This is a genomic window from Staphylococcus pseudoxylosus (genome assembly GCF_003697915.1).
Lineage (GTDB): Bacteria > Bacillota > Bacilli > Staphylococcales > Staphylococcaceae > Staphylococcus > Staphylococcus pseudoxylosus.
In genome coordinates, this window is record NZ_RCVN01000002.1 from 42648 (window position 1) to 61347 (window position 18700).

At 33.6% G+C, this 18700-nt stretch carries 21 protein-coding genes; 12 read left to right on the forward strand and 9 right to left on the reverse strand.

Translation table 11 applies throughout. The features are described 5' to 3' along the window. Window positions 1-109 precede the first annotated feature (109 nt). Window positions 110-937 carry an N-acyl homoserine lactonase family protein gene (locus D9V42_RS02220; RefSeq protein ID WP_122062851.1) on the forward strand — a complete coding sequence of 276 codons (828 nt, stop codon included), beginning with the start codon at window positions 110-112 and terminating at the stop codon, window positions 935-937. A gap of 411 nt (window positions 938-1348) precedes the next feature. Further along, a complete protein-coding gene (locus tag D9V42_RS02225) occupies window positions 1349-2779 on the forward strand; it encodes an APC family permease (protein ID WP_107557996.1) in 1431 nt (476 codons plus the stop codon). Window positions 2780-2841: 62 nt separating this feature from the next. Here the strand turns inward: D9V42_RS02225 and D9V42_RS02230 are convergent, their stop codons facing one another. The 8 genes from D9V42_RS02230 to yut all read right to left on the reverse strand — a co-directional run bounded on the left by D9V42_RS02230 (window position 2842) and on the right by yut (window position 10399). Next, the gene (locus D9V42_RS02230; protein WP_107529635.1) at window positions 2842-3258 is read right to left on the reverse strand and encodes a MarR family winged helix-turn-helix transcriptional regulator; all 417 of its coding nucleotides are present in this window, start codon (window positions 3256-3258) and stop codon (window positions 2842-2844) included. A gap of 367 nt (window positions 3259-3625) precedes the next feature. Next, on the reverse strand, window positions 3626-4537 hold the full coding sequence (locus D9V42_RS02235; protein WP_107529634.1) for an ABC transporter substrate-binding protein: 912 nt from the start codon (window positions 4535-4537) through the stop codon (window positions 3626-3628). Between the two features lie 136 nt (window positions 4538-4673). After that, on the reverse strand, window positions 4674-5363 hold the full coding sequence (locus D9V42_RS02240; protein WP_122062853.1) for an ABC transporter ATP-binding protein: 690 nt from the start codon (window positions 5361-5363) through the stop codon (window positions 4674-4676). Continuing rightward, window positions 5356-6135 carry an ATP-binding cassette domain-containing protein gene (locus tag D9V42_RS02245; RefSeq protein WP_107529632.1) on the reverse strand — a complete coding sequence of 260 codons (780 nt, stop codon included), beginning with the start codon at window positions 6133-6135 and terminating at the stop codon, window positions 5356-5358. Before D9V42_RS02245 ends, D9V42_RS02240 begins: the two co-directional genes overlap by 8 nt. Continuing rightward, complete coding sequence (gene nikC / locus D9V42_RS02250) at window positions 6128-6949, reverse strand: nickel transporter permease (RefSeq protein ID WP_107529631.1); 822 nt, start codon at window positions 6947-6949, stop codon at window positions 6128-6130. The genes D9V42_RS02245 and nikC overlap by 8 nt, the downstream gene beginning before the upstream one ends. Further along, window positions 6949-7926, reverse strand: a complete 978-nt coding sequence (nikB, locus tag D9V42_RS02255; protein ID WP_107529630.1) for a nickel ABC transporter permease — start codon at window positions 7924-7926, stop codon at window positions 6949-6951. The genes nikC and nikB overlap by 1 nt, the downstream gene beginning before the upstream one ends. Then, window positions 7923-9398: a nickel ABC transporter substrate-binding protein gene (gene nikA / locus D9V42_RS02260; protein ID WP_122062855.1), complete on the reverse strand. Its 1476-nt coding sequence runs from the start codon at window positions 9396-9398 to the stop codon at window positions 7923-7925. Before nikA ends, nikB begins: the two co-directional genes overlap by 4 nt. 95 nt (window positions 9399-9493) lie before the next feature. After that, window positions 9494-10399, reverse strand: a complete 906-nt coding sequence (gene yut / locus D9V42_RS02265; RefSeq protein WP_122062857.1) for an urea transporter — start codon at window positions 10397-10399, stop codon at window positions 9494-9496. Between the two features lie 212 nt (window positions 10400-10611). Between yut and D9V42_RS02270 the strand changes: the two genes are divergently transcribed. Genes D9V42_RS02270 through D9V42_RS02300 form a run of 7 tightly spaced genes read left to right on the forward strand, consistent with a single transcriptional unit; the run spans window position 10612 to window position 15670 of the window. Beyond that, window positions 10612-10914, forward strand: a complete 303-nt coding sequence (locus D9V42_RS02270; RefSeq protein ID WP_017723823.1) for an urease subunit gamma — start codon at window positions 10612-10614, stop codon at window positions 10912-10914. 15 nt (window positions 10915-10929) lie between these two features. Next, a complete protein-coding gene (locus D9V42_RS02275; protein WP_122062859.1) occupies window positions 10930-11343 on the forward strand; it encodes an urease subunit beta in 414 nt (137 codons plus the stop codon). Next, entirely contained in the window at window positions 11340-13055 is a 1716-nt protein-coding gene (gene ureC / locus D9V42_RS02280; protein ID WP_122062861.1) for an urease subunit alpha, read from the forward strand. The genes D9V42_RS02275 and ureC overlap by 4 nt, the downstream gene beginning before the upstream one ends. A gap of 10 nt (window positions 13056-13065) precedes the next feature. Then, on the forward strand, window positions 13066-13518 hold the full coding sequence (gene ureE, locus D9V42_RS02285) for an urease accessory protein UreE (protein WP_107529625.1): 453 nt from the start codon (window positions 13066-13068) through the stop codon (window positions 13516-13518). Further along, complete coding sequence (locus D9V42_RS02290) at window positions 13511-14200, forward strand: urease accessory protein UreF (RefSeq protein WP_122062863.1); 690 nt, start codon at window positions 13511-13513, stop codon at window positions 14198-14200. The genes ureE and D9V42_RS02290 overlap by 8 nt, the downstream gene beginning before the upstream one ends. Window positions 14201-14213: 13 nt before the next feature. Next, window positions 14214-14828: an urease accessory protein UreG gene (gene ureG / locus D9V42_RS02295; protein ID WP_122062865.1), complete on the forward strand. Its 615-nt coding sequence runs from the start codon at window positions 14214-14216 to the stop codon at window positions 14826-14828. After that, window positions 14828-15670, forward strand: a complete 843-nt coding sequence (locus tag D9V42_RS02300) for an urease accessory protein UreD (protein WP_107529622.1) — start codon at window positions 14828-14830, stop codon at window positions 15668-15670. Before ureG ends, D9V42_RS02300 begins: the two co-directional genes overlap by 1 nt. 136 nt (window positions 15671-15806) lie before the next feature. Here the strand turns inward: D9V42_RS02300 and D9V42_RS02305 are convergent, their stop codons facing one another. Further along, a complete protein-coding gene (locus tag D9V42_RS02305; protein WP_107529621.1) occupies window positions 15807-16013 on the reverse strand; it encodes a hypothetical protein in 207 nt (68 codons plus the stop codon). 183 nt (window positions 16014-16196) lie between these two features. Between D9V42_RS02305 and D9V42_RS02310 the strand changes: the two genes are divergently transcribed. The 3 genes from D9V42_RS02310 to D9V42_RS02320 all read left to right on the forward strand — a co-directional run bounded on the left by D9V42_RS02310 (window position 16197) and on the right by D9V42_RS02320 (window position 18665). Then, a complete protein-coding gene (locus D9V42_RS02310) occupies window positions 16197-16670 on the forward strand; it encodes a thioesterase family protein (RefSeq protein ID WP_122062867.1) in 474 nt (157 codons plus the stop codon). Window positions 16671-16762: 92 nt separating this feature from the next. Next, window positions 16763-17317, forward strand: coding sequence for a TetR/AcrR family transcriptional regulator (locus D9V42_RS02315; protein ID WP_122062869.1), 555 nt, complete (start codon window positions 16763-16765; stop codon window positions 17315-17317). Window positions 17318-17417: 100 nt separating this feature from the next. Continuing rightward, on the forward strand, window positions 17418-18665 hold the full coding sequence (locus D9V42_RS02320) for an MFS transporter (RefSeq protein ID WP_122062871.1): 1248 nt from the start codon (window positions 17418-17420) through the stop codon (window positions 18663-18665). The last annotated feature ends 35 nt before the right edge of the window (window positions 18666-18700 follow it).

Consider the following 18700-nt stretch of genomic DNA (forward strand, 5'->3'; position numbering starts at 1 on the left):
TATTAATAATCATCACTATTTTATGGCATTGGAATGATCAAATTCCACATATCTCTGATTATTCGTTTTACATTAGCCGTATTGTTTTAACTAAAAGGAGTAAAATAAAATGACTAGTACAATCAATGTACACGTCTTACACACTGGTTCAGTGATTGTAGACGAAGCATTACCATTCAACTATAAATATAATCCACCTTTAGCATGGACCGGATTATTTAGATCTAAAAAGAAACAACTGCGTTTACCTGTATCTGTTTATCTTATAGAACATCCAAAGGGTCTTGTTCTAATTGACACGGGTTGGCATGAAATCAATCGAACAAAGCCCATTAAAAATTTAGCTTTTCAATATCCAATAAACAAGGCAGTTTTACCTAAAGGCACTGCTGTACATGAACAAATTGAAGCATTAGGCTATCAACCTTCGGATATAGATTATGTGATGTTAAGTCATTTACACTGTGATCATGCTGATGGCTTAGCACATGTAGCTGACGCAAAAAACATCTTAGTCAGTGAAGTGGAATGGAACGCTGCAAACAACGATAAAATGCGTTATCTTCCACACCAATGGGATAATATTGCTATTCAAACCTATCCTTTAAAAGATAATGGCATTGGACCTACAGGTAAATCCTTTGATTTATTTGGTGATGGTACACTCGAATTTATTCACACACCAGGACATAGCGCTGGTCTATGTTCTACACGTGTTAAAGCGCATAAAGATGATGAGTCATATTTATTGTTGGCCTCAGACGTAGGTTATGCTGAAAAATCATGGAAAAACGGTATTTTGCCTGGCCTCGTAGTAGATAAAGATGATGCAATCAAATCATTAAATTGGGTGAAAGCACAAGCAATAGATAAAGACTGTGTCAAAGCGATTGCCAATCATGATGCCGAAGTTCAACCACAAGTCATTTCTTTATAGTGAAATACTAATTAAGCCGTATTTCACTATAAAACCAATAAAATCTAATATTTGATTTACAACTATTACACTCAAACAAACTATAATCTAAAATATAGTAATCTTAATATATAAATGAGATAAGCTTATAAGGGCGTGCATATATGAGTGATGGCTAAATTATCACTCACCTCGCCCTTTTTACATAATCTAAAAAGTATAAATTACAAAATCTAGCATCACAAAAAGAGTAAATAATCACTTAAAACAACTAATGACACCGAAACAGACTATAATACGCTAATCTTCATATATATTCTATAAATTTTCACAAAATTTTCTGAATATTTAGAGATATTTATGCTATGATATAAATTATCATAATTTAGTTATAAAGTTTTACGATATAGTATTCATTGGGAGAGATTTATTATGAAAGATTTTTTCAACAAAATTTTTAAAAAAGCAGAACCATCCGTTTATCAAGTGAAGGATGCTCATTTAAATAGAACATTGCGTGTTAAAGACTTTTTAGCTTTAGGTGTCGGTACCATAGTTTCTACTTCTATTTTCACACTACCTGGCGTTGTTGCAGCACAACACACAGGCCCTGCAGTTGCACTTTCTTTCTTATTAGCAGCAGTAGTGGCTGGGCTTGTGTCTTTTGCATATGCTGAAATGTCGTCTGCAATGCCATTTGCTGGTTCAGCCTATTCATGGATTAATGTAGTATTTGGTGAGGTGTTTGGCTGGGTGGCAGGTTGGGCTTTACTTGCTGAATATTTTATTGCTGTCGCCTTTGTTGCATCAGGTTTTTCCGCGAACTTACGTGGTTTAGTTTCGCCATTAGGTCTCGAATTACCAAAATCACTTTCTAATACATTAGGTAACGATGGTGGTGTCATTGATATCGTCGCAGCTATCGTGATTATTCTTACAACTTGCTTATTAGCATATGGCGTATCAGCAGCTGCACGTATCGAAAACATTCTTGTCGTCATTAAAGTGTTAGCCGTATTATTATTTATTGTTGTAGGTTTAACAGTTATTGATTTCAGTAATTATGTGCCATTTATTCCTGAACATAAAGTTACTGAAACTGGATCATTTGGAGGATGGCAAGGTATCTATGCTGGTGTGTCTATGATTTTCTTAGCATATATTGGCTTTGATTCAATTGCTGCTAATTCAGCCGAAGCAATCAATCCACAAAAGACAATGCCTAGAGGGATCTTAGGATCACTACTCATTGCTGTAGTATTATTTGTTGCAGTTTCGCTTGTACTTGTTGGTATGTTTACCTACTCAGCATATGCTGGTAACGCAGAACCTGTTGGTTGGGCATTAAGACAAAGCGGATTTGGTGTAGTAGCCGCAGTAGTACAAGCAATTTCTGTAATTGGTATGTTCACAGCACTCATTGGTATGATGTTAGCAGGTTCACGTTTATTATATTCTTTTGGTCGAGATGGCCTCTTGCCTTCTTGGTTAGGAAAATTAAATAATAAAAACTTACCTAACCGCGCTTTAATAATACTTACTATCATTGCTGTAATTATTGGATCAATGTTCCCATTTGCGTTCTTGGCGCAATTAATATCTGCTGGTACACTCGTAGCATTTATGTTTGTTTCTATAGGTATTTTTGGTTTGCGTCCTAGAGAAGGTAAAGACATTCCAGTCCCAGCATTCAAAATGCCTTTTTATCCTGTAATGCCGATTATCACATTCGTGAGTGTAGTCATCGTATTTTGGGGCCTAAGTGCAGAAGCAAAATTATATACACTTGCCTGGTTTATCATAGGACTAATTATTTATCTCATTTATGGTGTAAAACATTCTAAAAAAGGAAAATCTTCCTAATAAAAAACAGGGCTCGGATACATTAGTGTTCCGAACCCTGTTTTTTTATGTTAGAAAAAGGCTTATGCTTCATCCTCGTCTATTTGGGATAACTTACGAATATTAGAAAAGTCTACCTTTTTAATTAGTTTTTCATAGGTATTTAATGCCGATTCTGTGATTTTAAGTCCTTCTTCTGTCAAATAGATATACATAGCACGTTGGTCTTCAACACATTCTTGCCTTACAACTAATGCTTTCTCTGGCTTTTCTATGCGTACAATCAATCTAGACATTGCACTTTGGCTTAAATCAACAATTTTTATCAAATCATTAATTTTGTATTTTTTCCCTTTAGCTTTATAAATTTCATATAATACATAAAATTCTTTCAAGCTTAAATTGTATGATTGCTTCATTTTTTTCTCAATTAATGTTTCTATATAGTGAACGTATTTGGTTAATTGTACCCAATTATCGATTTTTTGTTGTTTTTCCATCATATCCTCCCAAAGATATATGTGTATAGCTACTTATCATAGTTTATCTTTTACTCATAAAATGATTGATATTAGAGTTATCCAATGCAATATACATATCTTTCATATATAAATCTCTAAGGCTCAATTTATTAATTGTTATTAATATCTTACATCATCATAACGTATATTGAAATATTTGCCTGGCCTTTTAAATTAACACATAAATTTGCTTAATCTTACTAAAATAACTAAAATGTCTTAATATCACTCAATTATTAAATCTCTATTTGACCAAAAATAATATCTAAAAAGTTCTCACTAAAAAACATCAATCCATTAAATAAAATAGATTGATGTTTTATTTGAGCATACTGATATAAATCGGCTAATGTTGTAATAATTTTTCTTTTAAATCCTTACGTTCATAGTCTAGTGAGTAAGGATCATTTAACCAGTAAATACCTTCATCTACTTTAAACGTTTGGCCTTTTTTAACTGCATCTGTGTTCTTCCAAACATCTTTATTTTCGAATGATAAATCACTGCCTTTAGCAACTGGCGTTACCACGTAATCACCTGTCATTTCAGGAATTTGTTCTTCAGAGATATCTGCTAAATCATTTTTTTGTGTTGCTTTTTCTACTTTTTCAGGCATTTTCAGTCCAAAGGAATCATATAAAATTTCACTGCCGTGACCATATGTTTTTCCTAAAGCGTAGATTTTTTTATCAAAGTCTTTAATGATTGATACTGTAGTATCTGCACCAATAGCGTCTTTAATTTCTTTTCCATCGTCTTTAGTTTTTGCTTCCCATTGCTTAACCCATGCGTCTGCTTTATCTTCTTTACCTACAATTTTACCTAACTCTTTATGTTGTTCTTTATAGTCATGTTTCATGTAGTCAAAAGCTATTGTAGGTGCAACTTTATTTAATTTTTTAATGTTTTTATCTGTATTATAAGTAATTATCAAATCCGGCTTAAGTTTTGCTACACTTTCAACATTTTCAGCATCTACTTTTTCTACATCTTTAAATTTATCTTTTAAAACTTTACTATCATCTACAATATTAGCTACGCCAACGATATTAGCATCAAGTTGTTTCAATCCTCCAGCATATGTAGCCCCTAAGACTACAATACGTTTAGGGTTTTTCGGTATTTCAACTTTTTTTCCTGAGTCTTGTTTATATGTTGTCTTTTCACTGTTTCCCTTTGACGACTTATCATTTGAACCATTGCCACATGCTGCTAGCACAAGTATCAACGCTAGCAATGGTAATAATATTTTTTTCATGCGTAAAATATCCCCTTTTCTCATATTGTATTTAATTATACATGAAGTTATATGATTCTCAATAATATGACACACATTATTTTTAATGATAGAAAACATATATTTTTTTCTATCATTAAAAATAAAAAACAGCTACTTAATAAATTGCTAGTAACTGTTTTGTATATGCATGGCGTTGTTTATCGAATAAAAATTTAATATTAAAATCATCTACGATTTCACCATTTTTCATGACAATTAATCGTTCAACAATGTTATTTAAAAATGCTAAATCATGAGATATTAATAACATACCTTTATGTGTATCTGCGTAATACTGTTTCAACACTTCAATCATACTTTGCTCAGCAATAACGTCTAAACTAGCTGTAATCTCATCGCAAATTAACATATCTGGTGCTAACATCAATGTACGAATCGTATTAAAACGTTGCAATTGGCCACCACTTAATTGATCAGGGAACCTATTCAACAAGTGCTTATCTAGATGCATTTGTTTCATTAATATATGCATTCGCTGATGAATTTCATATGAGTTTGACTCACGACGATACTTTATCGCCTCTTCTAGAGATTTGCTCATTTTAAATTTGGGGTTAAAACTATCATATGCATGTTGAAATATAGGTAATAATCGCAAATCATTATTTGTATATTGTTCCTGAGATACTGGCAATAAGCCTAAAATAATTTGTGCTAATGTCGTTTTACCAGAACCACTCTCACCTACAATACCTACAATTTCACCTGGCTGTATAGTAAGATTTATATTGTTTAAAACAGGGCTCTGTCCATATTTAAAATTCATGTTCTTTATGTTAATCATTACTGCTCCCCTCCTTTAATTGGCTACGGGAGTTAAATAATTTCAAGCTGTATGAATCCACATCATGATTTTTAAAGGCTTGTACATGGTTTGAGTCGACTAATTTCCCTTTTTGAATAACATGTATCCAATCGCTAAAATTTAAAACATGTGATAAATTATGGGTAATTAATAAAAGCGTAACTTTATGAACTTCTGCTAAATGTTTGATTAGGTTCATAATTTTAGCGCCTGTTATCACATCTAGTGATGCAGTGGGTTCATCAGCAATAATTAATTTCGGATTGAGCATCAATACGCTCGCTATTTGAACCCTAGCAAGTTGTCCACCTGACAAACTAAAGCGATAACTATTCATTGTTTTGTCTGGTGCTAAATCAACCCACTCAAGCGCTTGTGTTACATTTTTTTTGGCCATAGCTTTATCTATTTTATAATGTTGTCTATAAATTGCAATCAATTGTTTGCCTAATTTTGTATGCTCATTAAAGCTATGCGTATAATCTTGAGAAATAAAACCAATCTCTTTCCCTAAAAGTTCGTGCATATTCGACAATTTTTTATTTTCATAATTTAAACTGTCATAAGTCATTATTAAATTATCAGGTAATTGTTGTACTAACGCTTTAGCAGTTAAACTTTTTCCTGAACCACTTTCTCCTACTAAAACATTTACTTTACTTGCTTTTAAACTGAGGTTGATGTGATCTATCAGTGTAGTACTTCTTTCACCTTTAATTACTAAATTGGTTATCTCAAGTAAATTAGTCATTGATATCACGCTTTCCTTTTAATAATTTATCTCTTAATGCATCGCCAGCTAAATTAAACAATAGAATCGTGATTGTGATTAAACACGCTGGAACAATCAAAAGTAACGGATAAGAACTAATATAATCTCTGCCTGTATTCAACATTGCTCCCCATTCAGGTGAAGGTGGCTGTGCACCTAATCCGAGAAATGAAAGTGATGATATATATAATATTATTTTCCCAAAATCTACCGTCATCAGCACAATAATAGATGGTAAAACTTGTGGAAAGAAATGTTTAAAGATAATGACATGTGTTGGCACGTTAAATAATCGAGCCATTTGTATATAAGGTTTCGTGATTTCACTACTTATGACTGAACGAGTCAATCTAGTGTAAGTCATCCACTTAATAATCGTAATTGCTATGACCAAATTCCAAATACTAGGTTTGAAAAAACTAGCAAATGCAATCATAAGAACAAATTCAGGAATACTTAACCCTATATCAATAATACGCATAATAATTGTATCAACGATGCCTTTTTTGTAACCAGCAATTAATCCTAATGGTACACCTATAATGACCGTAATCAACAATGTAATCAAACTAATAATCAATGTGTACCTTGCCCCGATTATAACTCTTGAAAGTAAATCTCTACCATAATCATCGGTGCCTAACCAATGGTTTAAGCTTGGCATTTCAAGGCTACTCCCTAAGTTTACCTCATAAGCATTTGTTGCCGACACAAAAAATTGTGCAATGATAAGAACCAATAAATACAATGCAAACACATAAAATATAAGATGTTGTTTATTTAATTGTTTCATTATATTTCACCATCCTGTCGTTGCGGTTTCTTGGGATGACGTGAGCTATTATAACGGCGTTTGGGTTCTAACCATAGCAATAACAAATCACTTACGGTATTAGCCAAAACAACAAAGAAACCAATCATAATTACCGCACCTTGTACTACAGGATAATCCCTTGCACGTATGCTATCTACTAAGAAGTGACCGATACCTGGTATTCCAAATAAATTTTCAATGACGACAGTGCCTCCAATAAGACTTCCCACAGACATGCCTAATACCGTTATAACAGGGATAATCGCTGGTTTAAATAAATCACTCCACAAAATATATCGTTCAGACATACCTCTGAGGCGTGAAGCCTCAACCTCTTTAGATTGATATAATTCTATTAAATTCGATCGCATCAATCTTACATAGTATGCACTCATACCCACACTCAATGCTATCACTGGTAAAATATAACCAGCTATCGTGTCTATACCAGAAGATGGTAAAACATTAAATTTCTGTGCAAAAATATAAATTAAGATTGTTCCTAAAAAGAATGAAGGAACACTCACCGTAAAGGACGTTACAGTTCTGATAAATGTATCAACCCACGTGTGATAATATTTCGCTGCTAAAATTCCCATTGGAACTGCTGTTAATATGACAACCATTATAGTTAGAAAAGCAATGCTTAATGTTGGCGGTGTGTAATAAATTAATTCTTTTATTACGGGTTCACCTGTTTGGTAACTCGTTCCGAAATTAAATTGAACGATTTGTCCTAACCATTGAAAATATTGCATGATAACTGGTTGGTTTAGACCCAATTTTTCTTTTGTTGCTTCAACTTGGTCTGAGGATACATTTGCTATATCTAAATGTAAAATTTTATCAACTGGATCGCCAGGTGTAAGTTTCATTAATATGAACGTAATACTAGAAAGGACAAACAATACAATGATCATTTGTCCAATTCTAGTTAGTATATTTTTAATTATCATTGTTTCTTATCTACCTTGTAATCGATTAGATAAATACCCTCGGGTGTTGCTTTTAAGTTCTTCACGTCTTTATTCATACCAACGATATTATCCATATATGAGATATAGCTATTTGCAAAATCACTTTGCGTAATACTAATAATTTCATTTGTTAAACGATTACGTTCAGATTTATCTACTGTTTTATTAAACTCGTCAATTAATGCTGTTACTTTCTGATTGTTATAGTCTCCAGAATTAATTGCACCTTTAGGTTTGTATGCCTGATTAAAGAAGTATCCTGTATCTCCTCTAGGTATTGTACCAAAGCTATATAAAGAGGCATCCCATTGGTTTTTATCACTTAAATAGCCTTCAATATCATCTACATTGCGAATAGTAATATCGATATTGGCTTTTTTAGCATCTGATTGAATAACTTGCGCCATTTTAGGTAGTTCTGGTCTCCCATTATACGTAGATACGGTTAATTTTAATGGATTTGATTTAGAATAGCCTTCTTCTTTCATAATTTGTTTAGCTTCTTCTAAATTTTGTTTTTGTATAGGTTGTTTATCTATAAAATCTAATTTTGTATTAAATGGTCCTGTAGCTGGTTGAGTATGATTCTTAGAGACATTACGTGCGATACTTTCACGGTTAATAACTTTATCTAGTGCTTTACGTACAGGTTTAGTCATTTTGTCACTTGTATGATTGTACATAATCAATGACGTTCTAAATCCTGATATTGCAGATGTAGTTGTCTTATCTCCATCTTTCAACTCTTTTTCTTTTTCAACAGGAACATCTGTAATTACATCTGCTTTACCTGATGTTAAATCGCTTGTACGAGCATTACCATCTTCTTGATATGTAACATTTACATGATCTAGTTTAGGTTTACCTTGCCAATAATCATCAAAACGATCTAACTTGATATTTTGAGATTGCTTATAGTGTTTAATTTGGTATGGTCCAGTACCAACAGGTGCTTTATTAATGTCATCTGCTTCTGTATCGTAAATTGCAGAAAATGGACTTGCTAACTCTGACACTAATTCAGGATAAGCTTCTTTTGTAGTAATCGTAATATTTTGTCCATCTACATTAATATCTTTAATTGGGAGTGAGCCTTTAACGAGATCACTTTTCTTAATACTTTCTTCCAAACTAGATTTGACCGCTTCGCCTGTCACTTTTTTACCATTTTGGAATTTAATGTCATTTTTTAACTTAATATCTAATTGTGTTGGTGTTTTTTGTTCATATGAATCTACCAATACCTTTTCAACTTTGCCATCTGCACCAGCTTTAAATAGCGCTTCGGCAGCACCTATCTTCACTGGTACGTCTGTCTCATATGGTGCAATAGAAGTTGTTTTTAATGGCAGTTCAACGTCTAAAGTTTTCCCTTTTGATTCACTTCCTGAACCACTACATCCCGCTAATACCATGGCTGATATTGCAAGTAATGAAACAATTTTTTTCATTCTTATTCCTTCTTCCTAATAAATTTATAATCAATTAGAAAATCGAGTTACGCTTAAACGATGCCTATTTAGGGTATCTTTCCAATAAAACCATGCTATTCAATTTGTTGTACTTTCATTCGGTTACCTGCAAACAACATAATCCACGTTGCTATGATAAAAGGTAGCGTAAACACTGGCAAACCGAATGGTGTTAATAAAGTCGTCATGCCCGCGTGTAATACAACTGTCAAAAGGATTCCTAAAACAATGCTAATATATCGTTGAATCCTAGTACGGAAAGCAACACCTAAAGCGAGCACTGTTAGTATGACATTATAGCCAAACAATCCATCATTAATTTGATCATGATTTGCACCAAGTACTAGTACAGCAGTAAAACCAATGAGATTGGCTACTATAGCAAATACACCAGCTTTTCTTGAAGCAATAAAAATTCCTATAAGAATCAATAATCCTGCCATAATGCTTTTCAACAAGAAAATTTCACTGAAACCTGATAAAAAAGCATTTATAAAATGAATACTATGTCCTGAAAATTGTATCTCTTGTACTGTATCAGGCAGTATATTGACATCTGCATTCACAAACTTAAATTGAAATGACATTAATAAGATCACCCAGCTAACAAATACATATGGCATGGTTAACATAGGCACGCCAAAAGGCTTAAAAAATTCTCTAAATGCTGAGCCTATTGGCATTGTAATCACAATTGCTATAAAAGCAATTAATATACTATACCATTCTGGCACTAAAAATAGTGTCAATGCAATTGCTGTTAGTACTGGATTGAAACCTGCTAATCCCGTGTTAATCTCTTCATCTGAGTAATTTGTCCGTTTCGCTAATAATAATGCAATAACACTCGCAGCTAAGGCCATCATACCAACCTTCCAATTTCCTATGAATAAACCTAACAAAATAAATAAGCCTGTCCATGCATTATTTAATAGCAGTACTTGTGCGATGTTCTTTAATATAATTCGAACAGCATTCACATTGTCACCTAGTTTCTCTACTTATTCCAACATACAACATAATATATTATAACGGATAAAATTTAAAGCAATATATATTTAATTTCAACGCGTTTTATTGCGTCATTAATTTTTTTCAGAGGGTTATTCTTGTAGTATACGTCTAATCGTCTTATTAGATTAGTCACATACTATATTTTAAATTTATAAAAACGTCGAAAGGTAGTGAGCATGTGCATTTTACACAACGTGAACAAGACAAACTAATGTTAGTTATTGCAGCAGATTTGGCTCGTAGACGTCAGCAAAGAGGTCTTAAGTTAAATTATCCCGAGGCAGTTGCCATTATAAGTTTTGAGTTACTAGAAGGTGCAAGAGACGGAAAAACCGTTGCAGAACTTATGAGTTATGGTAAACAAATATTAGGTGAGGATGATGTAATGGAGGGCGTTGCAGATATGTTAACTGAAATGGAAATTGAAGCAACTTTCCCTGATGGTACTAAATTAATTACCGTTCATCACCCAATTGTGTAAAGGAGGAAATTAATTATGAAACCTGGTGAAATTATAGTTAAACGTACAGAAATTGAAGTTAATCTCGGACATAACGCTACGATACTTGATGTAAAAAACACAGGAGATCGCCCTATTCAAGTCGGTTCTCATTATCATTTTTTTGAAGCAAATCCTGCCCTACAATTTGAACGAGAAAAAGCTTATGGCAAACGGTTAGATATCCCTGCTGGCGCAGCGGTACGTTTTGAACCTGGTGACGAAAAAGAAATTCAACTCGTTGAATTTAGCGGTAAAAGAAGAATTTTTGGTTTCCATGGTAAAGTAAATGGACCTATTGATGAGGCGCGTGTTTATAAGGCTGAAGATGATGACAGCGCTACAGAAATTATCGCTGAAGAAAATAAAGTCAGCGAAAATGCTAATAAAGAAAGTGGGTATAACAGATGAGTTTTAAAATGACGCAATCACAATATACAAGTCTATATGGCCCTACTGTCGGAGACTCTGTAAGATTAGGAGATACCAATTTATTTGCGCGTGTCGAAAAAGATTACGCAACATATGGTGATGAAGCTGCATTTGGCGGTGGGAAATCAATCCGTGATGGTATGGCTCAAAACCCTAATGTGACACGTGATGATAAGCAAGTAGCAGATTTAGTAATTACAAATGCACTAATTCTGGATTACGATAAAATCGTTAAAGCAGATATTGGTGTTAAAAATGGTTATATTATGAAAATTGGTAAAGCTGGTAACCCAGATATTATGGATAACGTAGATATTATTATTGGTGCAACTACAGATATTATTTCTGCAGAAGGCAAAATAATAACAGCTGGTGGTATCGATACCCACGTCCATTTCGTTAATCCTGAACAATCTCAAGTGGCCCTTGAAAGTGGTATTACTACACATATCGGTGGTGGGACAGGCGCATCTGAAGGTGCTAAAGCAACTACTGTTACTCCAGGCCCTTGGCATTTACATCGCATGTTATTAGCGGCAGAATCATTACCTTTAAACATTGGTTTTACCGGTAAAGGACAAGCAGTTAATCATACAGCTTTAGTAGAACAGATACATGGCGGTGCTATCGGTTTAAAAGTACATGAAGACTGGGGTGCCACACCTTCAGCATTAGATCATGCCCTACAAGTAGCTGACGATTATGACGTCCAAATTGCATTACATGCAGATACATTAAATGAAGCGGGCTTTATGGAAGAAACAATGGCTGCCGTTAAAGATCGTGTACTGCATATGTATCATACAGAGGGTGCAGGCGGTGGACATGCTCCTGACCTCATTAAATCTGCAGCTTATTCTAATATACTACCATCTTCTACAAACCCTACCTTACCTTACACTGTTAATACAATTGATGAACATCTAGATATGGTTATGATTACACACCATTTAAATGCTTCTATACCAGAAGATATCGCTTTTGCAGATTCACGTATTCGTAAAGAAACAATTGCTGCCGAAGACGTATTACAAGATATTGGTGTATTTAGTATGGTCAGCTCAGATTCCCAAGCCATGGGCCGCGTCGGTGAAGTAATTACTAGAACTTGGCAAGTTGCACACCGTATGAAAGAGCAACGTGGTCCATTGGATGGCGACAGCGAATATAATGACAATCATAGAATCAAACGCTATATAGCGAAATATACAATTAATCCTGCGATTACGCATGGTATTTCAGATTACGTTGGTTCAATCGACGAAGGTAAACTTGCTGATATCATTATGTGGGAGCCCGCATTCTTCGGCGTTAAACCTGATGTCATTATTAAAGGTGGATTAATAAACACTGCAATTAACGGTGATGCTAATGGTTCTATCCCTACTTCAGAACCTTTAAAATACCGTAAGATGTATGGCCAACTTGGCGGAAATATGCAAGGTACTTCAATGACATTCGTATCTACTACTGCTTATGAAAATGATATTGGTAAATTATTAGGTTTAAAACGTAAATTAAGACCTGTGCATAATATTCGTAAACTAACTAAAGCAGATATGAAGAATAACAGCGCAACGCCAAAAATAGACGTTGATCCGCAGACATATGAAGTATTTGTAGATGGCGAAAAAATCACGAGTGAACCAGCTACGGAATTACCATTAACACAACGTTATTTCTTATTCTAGGAGGTTAAAAATGATCATCGAAGAAATCGTAGGCAATATCGCTAACATTTCAGAAAGCGATAAAGGAAAACATATAGAAAAAGTATATTTAGAAAACTCAGATTTAGTTAAACGTATCCAACGTGTTAAAACAGATCACGGTAATGAAATTGGTATCCGTTTAAAACAGCCAATTGACTTACAATATGGAGATGTTTTGTATAAAGATGATACTAATATGATCGTCGTAGATGTAAATTCTGAAGATTTACTTGTAATTAAACCACGCTCATTACAAGAAATGGGAGATATCGCCCACCAACTTGGTAATAGACACTTACCTGCGCAGTTTACAGAAACCGAGATGCTAGTTCAATATGATTATCTAGTAGAATCACTATTAAAGGATTTAGGGATACCATATGAACATGAAGACCGTAAAGTCAATCAAGCATTTAGACATATAGGTCATTCACATGATTGATCACGCTCATCTACGCCTGTTTCAATTTTGCGATTCACAATTTCCAACAGGTGCATTCAGCCATTCATTTGGCCTTGAAACTTATATCCAACGCGATATCGTTCATGACGAACAAAGTTTCCAGCAATGGCTTATACTTTTTCTAAATGAACAATTAACTTATGCTGATGGCTTAACGATGCGTCTCGTTTACAATGCGCTTGAACAAAATGATACACAAGCTATTTTACGATTAGATCGTATCCTTTTCGTACAAAATTTACCAAAAGAAACACGCCAAGGATCTAAACAGATGGGGCATCGCATGGTGAAACTTGCTTCTGAGCTATATGACAGTGATTGGTTAGACTGGTATCATGCTCAAATGCGAGACAAAAAAGCAATGTTACATCCCGCTATTTGTTTTACTATGCTTGGCCATCATCTTGGGGTCGATATAGAAACGATTATTGATTACTATTTATATCAAAACGTGTCTAGCCTTACCCAAAATGCAGTACGTGCAATACCCTTAGGGCAGACTGCTGGCCAACGCATCGTTTATCAAATGATACCCATCATGAAAGATACGAGAGATCATATTATGACTTTAGATGAATCACAACTTGGTATTACTGCACCAGGTTTAGAAATCAACCAGATGGAACACGAAAACGTGAACGTAAGAATTTTTATATCTTAGGAGGTCAAACTTTATGACAGATACAATTAAAATAGGTGTGGGCGGACCTGTCGGTGCAGGAAAAACACAACTTATTGAAAAAATTGTAAAACGCTTAGCAAAAGACATGAGTATTGGTGTTATCACGAATGACATTTATACAAAAGAGGATGAAAAAATATTAGTTAATTCTGGTGTATTACCTGAAGACAGAATTATCGGAGTAGAAACAGGTGGCTGCCCTCATACAGCTATACGTGAAGACGCCTCAATGAATTTTGCTGCAATTGATGAATTAAAAAAACAAAATGATGATATTGAACTTATTTTCATCGAATCCGGTGGCGACAATTTAGCGGCAACTTTCAGTCCAGAATTAGTAGATTTCTCAATCTATATTATCGATGTTGCTCAAGGGGAAAAAATTCCTCGAAAAGGTGGACAAGGTATGATTAAATCCGATTTCTTTGTTATAAACAAGACTGACTTAGCACCTTATGTTGGTGCGTCATTAGAACGCATGGCCGAAGACACAAAAGTATTCCGTGGCAACCGTCCTTTCACTTTCACAAACCTTAAAACAGATGAAGGTTTAGATGAAGTTATTGAGTGGATAGAACAAGACGTATTTCTTAAAGGGTTAGCTTAATGTCTGATGGACAGAATCAATGGACTGGCCAATTAGATTTAACTGTCTTTAATAATGGCAAGAAATCGGTGGCACGTGACATTTTTTTCGAAAAAGCCTTGAAAGTCATGCGCCCAGTTTATTTAAATAATTCTGATATACCCACGTTTTATATTGTAAACGTAGGTGGCGGTTACTTAGATGGAGACCGTTACAAAATGGATTTTAATATCGAACCTAATGCAAAAGTTATTTTAACTTCACAAGGTGCTACAAAAATTTATAAAACACCTAATAACCATGTGGAACAATACCAAAGCTTTAATATTCAAGATGATGGATATGCTGAGTATGTAGGTGACCCAATTATCGCTTTTGAAAATGCAAAATTCTATCAACATAATACATTTCATTTAAAACCTACAGCTGCGTTATTTTATACAGACATATTAACGCCAGGTTATTCTAAAAATGATAAAAAATTTAGTTATACGTATATGCACCTGTTAAATGAAATCTATGTTGATGATGAATTGGTTGTTTTCGACAATACTTTGCTTGATCCATCAAAAAATAAAGTCGATGGACTTGGTTATATGGAAGATTATACGCACTTAGGATCTTGTTATTTTATACATCCTACTGTAAATCAAAAATTAATCGATCGTATTTATGAGCAAATCAAGCACTATCAACAGCAATATGATTGTCGTTTCGGCATCACTAAGCTACCAACACACGGCTTTAGCATTCGAATTTTATCAAATAAAACACAAATAATTGAAAAAATATTGGCTACCCTACAAGCATTTGTAGTGAAAACAATATTTGATCGTGATGTGGATTTTTTAAGAAAATATTAAAAACTATAGCATAAAGAGAGCCCAAATTTTGCTTATGGGCTCTCTTTTTTATGTTAATGTAACTAGACAATCTAACTATTGACTAATCTTAAATAACAATTACTGTAAAACTTACACTATTATACCTATTAAAAAGCTAAATTATATTCAAAAACCACACAAGACTAGATACCAATAATACAATCGTCGTAATGTAAATTGTTAATTTTTGACTTTTTTTCAATTCATTTTCTTTTTTAGTAAATAAACTAAATAATGTTCCATCTTTCCCCATTAATAAAGTGATAGAATAAATAAGTAAAATTAAAGACAAAATAAATAATATTAATGCAACGAACACCATAAAAATCCCCCTCCCATTTGAGTGACATTTACTAAAATAACTCATTTTCATACTATCTTAACTTAGTTTATTAATAAAGAATACTAGATGCTTATTTATAAATAAAACAAATTGTTAACTTTGTACTTTTATTATTGCTACAATAGTACAGGTTAATAAATAATTTCTAATAGGAGTGATCTTGTGATAAAAGAATATATTTATAAAAACACTGTACAACCATCTTGGATAGACAATAATAACCATATGCATGATGCACAATATTATTCTGTATTCAGTGATGCAGTTGCTGGCTTTTTGGAACATGTTGATTTTTCAACTGATTATCGTCACAGCCAAGATGTTACAATATTTAATGTTGAAGCGCACATTTCTTATTTAAAGGAATTATTACTTCACGATGCTTTTTACATCAAGATACATATTTATAATTATGATGCTAAACGTATACATTTATTCTTAACTATGTACAACGCTAATAATGAACCTACTGCTACATATGAAGCGATGATGATGGGTGTAAGCAACCATACAAGAAGTAGTACAGAATTCCCAGTGCCTATTCAAGAAAAGCTTAAAAATTATTTTGATCAACAACAACACTTTGATGCGCCTAAACAATTAGGTCATGTTATTCAAATACCTCAAAGTAAATAATACAATTTGGCATACTTCGATTTTGACATCATTCCATTCCATTGATACTATGAGGTAGAATGACCATTCTATTTTGGGAAGAGTGAGATGCTATGTCACAGAAAAAGCAAGATATACTGAGTGTTGCTGAGCGGTTATTTTATGAATATGGCTTTCGCGGTGTTGGTTTAAAACAGATTATCCAAGAAGCAAACGTTGCGACCATGACACTTTATAACCATTTTGACTCTAAAGATAATTTAGTAGCACAAGTGTTAAAGCAAAGAGAAGCTCGCTATTGGCGTTATCTTGACAGTTTCGTCGAAAGACATCCAGATAAACCATTTATTTCAGCAGTTCAAGCACATTGTCAATGGCTTAATGACTACTCTTACAAAGGTGATATGTTTATGCGTGCTATCGAAGATTATGCTGATACCGATAATGAAATTGAAAGCACCGCAAGAGGACATAAAGCGCGCCTATTACATTATTTAGAAAAACTCGCTAACAATGCAGGTATTGATAATGGTTATGATCTCGCTGTACAATACACCTTACTATTAGAAGGTACAACCTCAATGACTGCATTATTAGGATCTAAAGAAGCAACTGAACACGCCATTACTATGGCAAAGTTATTATTACATGAAGCGCACAATCAATAATTCATAGACGAGTAGGTACCAGTGTTCAAAAGAATCATCCCTACTCGTTATTTTAAAACAAAAATAGAATGAACATTCTATATAGATTTGGAGGTATTTTATGAAATTTTCAAGACTTGTATTGCCAGGTATCGCTATGATTGCTACCACTTATGGATTAGGTAGATTTAGTTTCGGTCTCTTTCTACCAGAAATTTCCAATGACTTGAGGTTAACCGCTTCTCAAGCAGGTATGATTTCATCACTATTTTATTTGGCTTATTGTTTTACAATTATTTATTCCACATTAAAAACTGACAAAATCGGCCCTAAACGGATGATTATCTTTGCAGGTCTTTCTGTGTTAATTGGTTTAATCCTAATTGGCATCTCATCAACTGCAACCATACTCTCCTTAGGTGTCATATTCGCTGGTGCTAGTACTGGATTAGTATCACCACCTTATGGTTATACCATTTCTTTATGGATTAAATTGCAAGATCAAGGTAAAGCAAATACATGGATTAATTCAGGTACAAGCTTAGGCTTAATGTTCACCGGTATAACCGCTATGTTTATCTTTCTTGATTGGCGCGACACCTATTTAATCTATGCATTTATAGCATTAATCGTATTAGCTTGGAATTATATTATTATCCCAAGTCTGCAACAAGACATTAAAATTGATACTGGTAGTTTGAATATCAGAGATATTTCTTCTAGTAAACGCATTGTAATGGCTTCTACTTTACTAGGTGTTTCAACTGCACCATTTTGGACCTTCTCAAAGTCATTTGTTCAACTTACTGGTCATTACTCAGATATGGCGCTTTCTGTATTTTGGATTTTAATTGGTATTTTCGGGATAGTTGGAGGGATATCTGGAGCTATTATTGATAAGAAAAGTCTTCATTTTGCATTTAATATCGGTGTAATTGCGTTAGCATGTGCCTCAATTTTACTAGCATTCACACCAAATATATGGTTACTTCCATTTATTTCATCTTCAATATTTGGAATGAGCTATATATTCTTAACAGGTGTTTTACTTGTTTGGGGGATTAAATTATTTGTAAAAAATGCTTCCTTAGGGATAGGTATCCCCTTTTTACTATTAGCAGTTGGACAAGTCATTGGTTCTTCTTTCGCAGGTGTATTCATTGATATATTAAACTACCAATATACCTTTTTAATATATGGACTAATTGGTTTAATACCTTTATTAATCTATCCTAAGGTTGAAATTACGAAAAGCAAAATGCCTAAAGGGAACTACAGTAAACTGCAACAAACAAATGCTGATATATTGAATTCAGAGCGTTCTTTTGACTTTGAAACACCAACGCAAACAGAATATAACAATCATTAAGCGCTTCACTTTCGTATAAAATTAAAATAACCCAG